Below are 6,607 nucleotides of genomic sequence, written 5' to 3' on the forward strand. Positions count from 1 at the left end.
GCCGACCCGCCCCGCAGACGCGGTCGGCGCGGAGCGGGGCCGCTGCGGAGCCGGGGGCCGGGAGCCGACGCGCAGCCAGAGGCAGGCGCGGCCTACCGCTCGGCGGACCGCTACCGCGACCCGTACACCGGCTGCGGCGGCTCCGACTCCGCCAAGAGCTTCGTCGTGGCCTCCCCCGCCTCCGACGGAGTCCACCGCGCCCCGCAGTCCGCGGTCGGGCCGGGTCGCCAGCCCTCCATCACCGTGATGCGGCCGCCCTCCGCCTCGAAGACGCGGCCCGTGACCCCGGCCGAGGCGTCGGAGCCGAGCCAGACCACCAGCGGGGAGACGTTCTCCGGGGCCATCGCGTCGAAGGCCCCGGCTTCCGGGGCGGCCATGGTGTCCGCGAAGGTCTGCTCCGTCATCCGGGTCCGCGCCGCGGGGGCGATCGCGTTGACCTGGACCCCGTAGCGGCCCATCTCCGCGGCCGACACCAGGGTGAGCCCCAGGATCCCGGCCTTGGCGGCGCTGTAGTTGCCCTGGCCCACGGATCCGAGGAGCCCGGCCCCCGAGGAGGTGTTCACGACCCGCGCGGCCACCCGGCGGCCTTCCTTCGCCTCGGCCCGCCAGTACGCCGCCGCGTGCTTCAGCGGCAGGAAGTGCCCCTTCAGGTGCACCCGCATCACGGCGTCCCAGTCGTCCTCGTCCAGGTTCACGAGCATCCGGTCGCGCAGGAACCCGGCGTTGTTGACCAGGGTGTCCAGTCGCCCGAAGGTCGAGACGGCCGTCTCGACCAGTGACGCCGCGCCGTCCGCCGTGGCGATGTCACCGCCGTGCGCCACCGCTTCCCCGCCCCGTGCCCGGATCTCGGCGACGACGAGCGCCGCCGGGCTCTCCGGCCCCGGGAGCCCGTCCAGGCCGACGCCGAGGTCGTTGACCACGACCCGCGCCCCCTCTTCGGCGAAGGCCAGCGCGTGGGCCCGGCCCAGCCCCCGTCCGGCGCCCGTCACGATGACCACACGGCCTTCGGCAAGTCCCATGTCAGCTCTCCTTGTTCGCAGTTGCCGCATCCAAAAACGCCGGACGTTCGCCGCCCCCGTGCACGAGCAGGCTCGCCCCGCTCACGTACCCCGCCCGGTCGGAGGCCAGGAAGACGGCCGCCTCTCCCACGTCCGAGGGTTCCGCCAGCCGCCCCAGCGGGACGGTCGCGCCGACGGCCGCGATCCCGCTCTCGTCGCCGTAGTGCAGGTGCGACAGCTCGGTCCGCACCATGCCCAGGACCAGCGAGTTGACCCGTACCTCGGGGGCCCATTCCACGGCCATGGAGCGGGCCAGGTTCTCCAGGCCCGCCTTCGCCGCCCCGTAGGCCGCGGTGCCCGGCGAGGGCCGGGTCCCGCTGACGCTGCCAATCATGACGATCGAGCCCCCGCTCTCCCGGAGCCAGGGGTACGCGGCGACCGAGGCGGTCATCGGGGCGATCAGGTTCAGCTCGACGACCCGCGCGTGGCGCTCGGCCTCGCCCTCCCCCAGCAGCCGGTACGGGGTCCCGCCTGCATTGTTGACCAGGCAGTCGAGCCGCCCGTGGCGCGCGGCGACCGCGCCGAAGAAGTCCTGTACGGCGGCCGGATTGCGCAGGTCGACGGCGGTGAAGGACGCCGAGCGGCCCTCCACCGCCACCGGTTCCTCCGGCGGCCGGCGCGCGCAGACGACGACCTCGGCCCCCGCCGCGAGGAACGACCGCGCGATCCCGGCGCCGACGCCCCGGGTTCCGCCGGTGACGACGACGACCCTCCCGTTGAGCTCCATCGGCTGCTACCTTCCTCACCTAACAAATGTTTGGTGGAAAGGTAGCTGATCCGCTCATGGGTGTCTCCACCTCAAGCCCCGACAAGGGCATCGCACTCGTCACAGTCGACTTCCCGCCCGTCAACGCACTGCCCGTGCAGGGCTGGTACGACCTGGCCGACGCCCTGCGCGCGGCCGGCCGCGACCCCGAGGTCCGCTGCGTGGTCCTGGCCGCCGAGGGCCGCGGCTTCAACGCCGGCGTCGACATCAAGGAGATGCAGCGCGACACCGGCCACGCCTCGCTCATCGGCGCCAACCGGGGCTGCTACGAGGCCTTCGCCGCCGTCTACGAGTGCGAGGTCCCCGTCGTGGCGGCCGTGAACGGCTTCTGCCTCGGCGGCGGGATCGGCCTGGTCGGCAACGCCGACGCCATCGTCGCCTCCGAGGACGCGACCTTCGGACTGCCGGAACTGGACCGGGGCGCCCTCGGGGCCGCCACCCACCTGGCCCGGCTCGTCCCGCAGCACCTCATGCGGACCCTGTACTACACCTCGCGCACCGCCACCGCCGCCGAGCTGCACGCGCACGGCTCGGTGTGGAAGGTGGTCCCGCCGGGCGAACTGCGGGCGGCCGCCCTGGAGCTGGCCGCCGAGATCGCGAAGAAGGACGGGTACCTCATCCGGCTCGCCAAGGCGGCCATCAACGGCATCGACCCCGTGGACGTGCGCCGCAGCTACCGCTTCGAGCAGGGCTTCACCTTCGAGGCCAACCTCAGCGGCGTGGCCGACCGGGTCCGCGACACCTTCGGCAACAGCGGACCCACCGGAACCACCGGAGCAAAGGCGGAATCGGCATGACCGACAAGAGCATGACCCCCGAAGAGGCGGTCGGCCGCCTCAGCAGCGGAATGACCATCGGCATCGGCGGCTGGGGTTCGCGGCGCAAGCCCATGGCCCTGGTGCGGGCACTGCTCCGCTCCGAGATCACCGATCTCACCGTGATCTCGTACGGCGGCCCCGACGTCGGCCTCCTCGCCGCCGCCGGCCGGATCCGCAAGCTGGTCACCCCCTTCGTCACCCTCGACTCCATCCCGCTGGAGCCGCACTACCGGGCCGCCCGCGAGAGCCGTGCCTTCGCCCTCACCGAGCTCGACGAGGCCATGTTCATGTGGGGCCTGCACGCGGCCGCCAACCGGCTGCCCTTCCTGCCCGTCCGCGCCGGCCTCGGCTCCGACGTCATGCGCGTCAACCCCGAGCTGCGCACCGTCACCTCCCCGTACGCCGACGGGGAGGAGTTCGTGGCGGTCCCCGCCCTGCGGATGGACGCCGCCCTGGTCCACCTCAACCGCGCGGACCGGCTCGGCAACGCCCAGTACCTGGGCCCGGACCCGTACTTCGACGACCTCTTCTGCGAGGCCGCCGACGCCGCCTACGTCTCCTGCGAGCAGCTCGTCGAGACCGCGGAGCTCGCCAAGTCCGGGCCGCCGCAGTCCCTGCTCGTCAGCCGGCACTCGGTCACCGGGGTCGTGGAGACCCCGAACGGCGCGCACTTCACCTCCTGCGCCCCCGACTACGACCGCGACGAGGCCTTCCAGAAGCTGTACGCGACCACCCCCTGGCCCGAGTTCGCCGAGCGCTTCCTCTCCGGCGGCAGCGAGCACGCCTACCAGTCCGCCGTCCAGGCCTGGCACGAGGAGCAGAAGTGAGCACGCCCTCCACGACGACCGCAGCCGCGGTCACCCGCGCCGAATACTGCGTGATCGCCTGCGCCGAAGCCTGGCGGGACAACGGCGAGGTGCTGGCCAGCCCGATGGGCCTGGTGCCCTCCTTCGGGGCGCGGCTGGCGAAGCGGACGTTCTCCCCCGACCTGCTGCTGACCGACGGCGAAGCCATGCTGGTCGGGCTCGACGGCTCGGCCGAGGGCTGGCTCCCGTACCGCCGTCACCTGACGATGGTCACCGGAGGCCGCCGGCACGTGATGATGGGCGCCAGCCAGATCGACCGGTTCGGCAACCAGAACATCTCCTGCATCGGTGACTGGGAGCAGCCGGCCCGCCAGCTCCTCGGCGTGCGCGGCGCCCCGGTGAACACCCTGAACAATCCGGTGAGCTACTGGATCCCCAAGCACTCCACCCGGGTGTTCGTCGAGCGCGTCGACATGGTGAGCGGCGTGGGCTACGACCGGGCCGAGGCGGCCGGGGTGACCCGGTTCCACCGGCTCCCCCGCGTGGTCAGCGATCTCGGCATCTTCGACTTCAGCGGCCCGGGCCACGCCATGCGGCTGGTGTCCCTGCACCCCGGGGTCACGGTGGAGCAGGTCCGGGCGGCGACCGGCTTCGAGCTGGACCTCCCCGAGGAGGTCCCGTACACGCGGGAGCCGACGCCGGAGGAGCTGCGGCTGATCCGCGAGGTCATCGACCCCAAGGGCCTGCGCGACCGGGAAGTGCGGGTCTGACCGATGGAGACGGCATTCACCAAGCTGGTCGGGGTCGAGCATCCGATCGTGCAGACGGGCATGGGCTGGGTGGCCGGTCCGCGCCTGGTGTCGGGGGCGGCCAATGCGGGCGCGCTCGGCATCCTGGCCTCGGCGACCATGACGATGGAGCAGCTGCGGGCGGCGGTCCACGAGGTCAAGTCCCGTACGGACGCCCCGTTCGGGGTCAATCTGCGCGCGGACGCCGGGGACGCGGCCGAGCGGGCACAGTTGATCATCGACGAGGGCGTCCGGGTGGCCTCCTTCGCGCTCGCCCCGTCCAAGGAGCTGATCGCGCGGCTCAAGGACGCGGGCGTGGTCGTGATCCCCTCGATCGGAGCCCGCCGGCACGCGGAGAAGGTCGCGGCGTGGGGCGCGGACGCGGTGATCGTGCAGGGCGGCGAGGGCGGCGGCCACACCGGTGACGTGGCCACGACCGTGCTGCTGCCGCAGGTGGTGGACGCGGTGGACATCCCGGTGATCGCGGCGGGCGGGTTCAGCGACGGCCGCGGTCTGGTGGCGGCGCTGGCGTACGGGGCCGCGGGCATCGCGATGGGCACCCGTTTCCTGCTGACCTCCGACTCGACGGTCCCGGACGCGGTGAAGGCCGAGTACCTGAAGGCGACCGTGAAGGACGTCACCGTGACCACGGCCGTGGACGGGCTCCCGCACCGGATGCTGCGCAGCGAGCTGGTCGCCTCCCTGGAGCGGGCCGGGCGCGCGAAGGCGCTGGCCAAAGCGGTGCGGCACGCGGCCGGCTTCAAGAAGCTTTCGGGTCTGACCTGGGCGGAGATGGTCCGGGACGGCCTCGCGATGAAACACGGCAAGGACCTGTCCTGGAGCCAGGTGCTGCTCGCCGCGAACACCCCCATGCTCCTCAAGGCGTCCATGGTCGAGGGCCGTACGGACCTCGGTGTCATGGCATCGGGCCAGGTCGCGGGCGTGATCGAGGATCTGCCGTCCTGTGCGGAGCTCGTCACCCGCGTCATGGCCGAGGCCCACGCCGTGCTGGACCGGCTGAACGGCCTCACTCCCCCACAGCTTCTCCCCCTCCCCCCGCACCCGCTCGGCACCCTGCCACCACCAGGGTGATCCCCCTTCTCCGTTACAGGAGTTGCCCCAGATGAGCCGTGCTCGAATCCGCCTGGCGACCGCGGTGCTCGCTTCCGCCCTCGCCATCGGGACCCTGCCCGCCGCTGCGTACGCCGCGCCGGCCGACAGTGCCGCCGCCTCGCGTCACCCCTGGCACACGCAGTCGACGGAAACGATCCGCCAGATCCCCCTCCAGGGCGCGGTCAACGTCCGCGACCTCGGTGGCTACCGCACCTGGACGGGAGGCCAAGTTCGTCAGGGACTGGTCTACCGCGCCGATGCACTGGGCAAGCTGACCGCCTCGGACATCACCACCGTCGGCGGTCTGGGCCTCAAGAAGGTCCTCGATTTCCGCATTCCCATGGAGGTCCAGTACGACGGCGCCGACAAGCTGCCCGCCGGTCTGACCGCCACCGCCCGCCCGGTCAACGACAACGGCCTGTACGGGCTGCTGATGTCCGCGATAGGCAGCGGTGATCCCGTGAAGCAGGAGCAGATGCTCGGCGGCGGCCGCGCCGAGGCGTACATGCGCGACGTCTACCGCGCGTTCGTGACCAACCCCGAGAACCGGGCGCAGTTCGCGACCACCCTCCGCGAGATCGCCGACGGGAACCAGGGCCCGCTGCTGTACCACTGCACCTCGGGCAAGGACCGGACGGGCTGGATGAGCTACGTCCTGCTGAACGCCCTGGCCGTCCCGAAGACCACGGCCGAGCGCGACTACCTGGCCTCGAACACCTTCCGCGCGGCGTACGACGCCCAGGTGCGGGCGGGCGTCAAGGCATCCGGCCGGATGCAGAACCCCGATCTGCTGATCCCGCTCCAGGAGGTCCGCCAGGACTACCTGGACGCGGCGACCGCGCAGATGGAGGCCGACTACGGCAGCCTCTACGGCTACCTCACGGACGGCCTCGGCCTGGACCTGCGGACCCTGGCGAAGCTCCAGGCGAAGATGGTCCGCTAGGCACCCGCCCGGCTCGGAAAACACCACTGCGCCGGGCGGCGTGTGCCGCCCGGCGCAGTGGTTCGTACAGGTTTCCGCTGATCAGGCGGAGCGGCGACGTCCCTGGCCGGCGCCGCCCACGCGGCTGCGGGCCGAAGCTGCGGCCGCACCACCGGAGGGGGCGCCTCCGGTGCGTCGGCCGCGCTCGCCGGAGCCGCCCGTGGAGCCGCCCTGTCCGCCCTGGCCGCGGCGGGCCTGGCCGGAACCGGAGGCCGGAGCCTGCCCGGCGGCGCCGCCACCGCCGGTACGACGGCCGCGGCCGCCCCCGGCGGCCGG

7 protein-coding genes and 1 pseudogene are annotated in these 6,607 nt (G+C 72.8%); 5 read left to right on the forward strand and 3 right to left on the reverse strand.

Annotated elements, in window-relative coordinates:
- Window positions 1–110: 110 nt before the first annotated feature.
- A complete protein-coding gene (locus tag ACFVX6_RS34805) occupies window positions 111–1,019 on the reverse strand; it encodes an SDR family oxidoreductase (RefSeq protein WP_389698366.1) in 909 nt (302 codons plus the stop codon).
- A 1-nt stretch (window position 1,020) separates the two neighbouring features.
- Entirely contained in the window at window positions 1,021–1,785 is a 765-nt protein-coding gene (locus ACFVX6_RS34810; RefSeq protein WP_389698368.1) for an SDR family oxidoreductase, read from the reverse strand.
- Window positions 1,786–1,841: 56 nt separating this feature from the next.
- On the opposite strand from ACFVX6_RS34810, the gene ACFVX6_RS34815 reads away from it, so the two are divergent.
- From ACFVX6_RS34815 to ACFVX6_RS34835, 5 genes are read left to right on the forward strand one after another with little or no spacing between them, the layout of a single operon-like run.
- Window positions 1,842–2,621 carry an enoyl-CoA hydratase family protein gene (locus tag ACFVX6_RS34815; protein ID WP_389698370.1) on the forward strand — a complete coding sequence of 260 codons (780 nt, stop codon included), beginning with the start codon at window positions 1,842–1,844 and terminating at the stop codon, window positions 2,619–2,621.
- On the forward strand, window positions 2,618–3,469 hold the full coding sequence (locus ACFVX6_RS34820; RefSeq protein ID WP_389698372.1) for a CoA transferase subunit A: 852 nt from the start codon (window positions 2,618–2,620) through the stop codon (window positions 3,467–3,469). Before ACFVX6_RS34815 ends, ACFVX6_RS34820 begins: the two co-directional genes overlap by 4 nt.
- Window positions 3,466–4,218: a CoA-transferase subunit beta gene (locus tag ACFVX6_RS34825; RefSeq protein ID WP_389698374.1), complete on the forward strand. Its 753-nt coding sequence runs from the start codon at window positions 3,466–3,468 to the stop codon at window positions 4,216–4,218. Before ACFVX6_RS34820 ends, ACFVX6_RS34825 begins: the two co-directional genes overlap by 4 nt.
- A 3-nt stretch (window positions 4,219–4,221) precedes the next feature.
- Entirely contained in the window at window positions 4,222–5,328 is a 1,107-nt protein-coding gene (locus ACFVX6_RS34830; RefSeq protein WP_389698376.1) for an NAD(P)H-dependent flavin oxidoreductase, read from the forward strand.
- Between the two features lie 31 nt (window positions 5,329–5,359).
- Window positions 5,360–6,292, forward strand: a complete 933-nt coding sequence (locus ACFVX6_RS34835; RefSeq protein ID WP_389698378.1) for a tyrosine-protein phosphatase — start codon at window positions 5,360–5,362, stop codon at window positions 6,290–6,292.
- Between the two features lie 81 nt (window positions 6,293–6,373).
- On the opposite strand, the pseudogene ACFVX6_RS34840 reads toward ACFVX6_RS34835, so the two are convergent.
- Window positions 6,374–6,607, reverse strand: a pseudogene (locus ACFVX6_RS34840) (RNA helicase); the annotation flags it as partial.

This window comes from Streptomyces sp. NPDC058289 (assembly GCF_042880975.1).
Classification (GTDB): domain Bacteria; phylum Actinomycetota; class Actinomycetes; order Streptomycetales; family Streptomycetaceae; genus Streptomyces; species Streptomyces stoeckheimensis.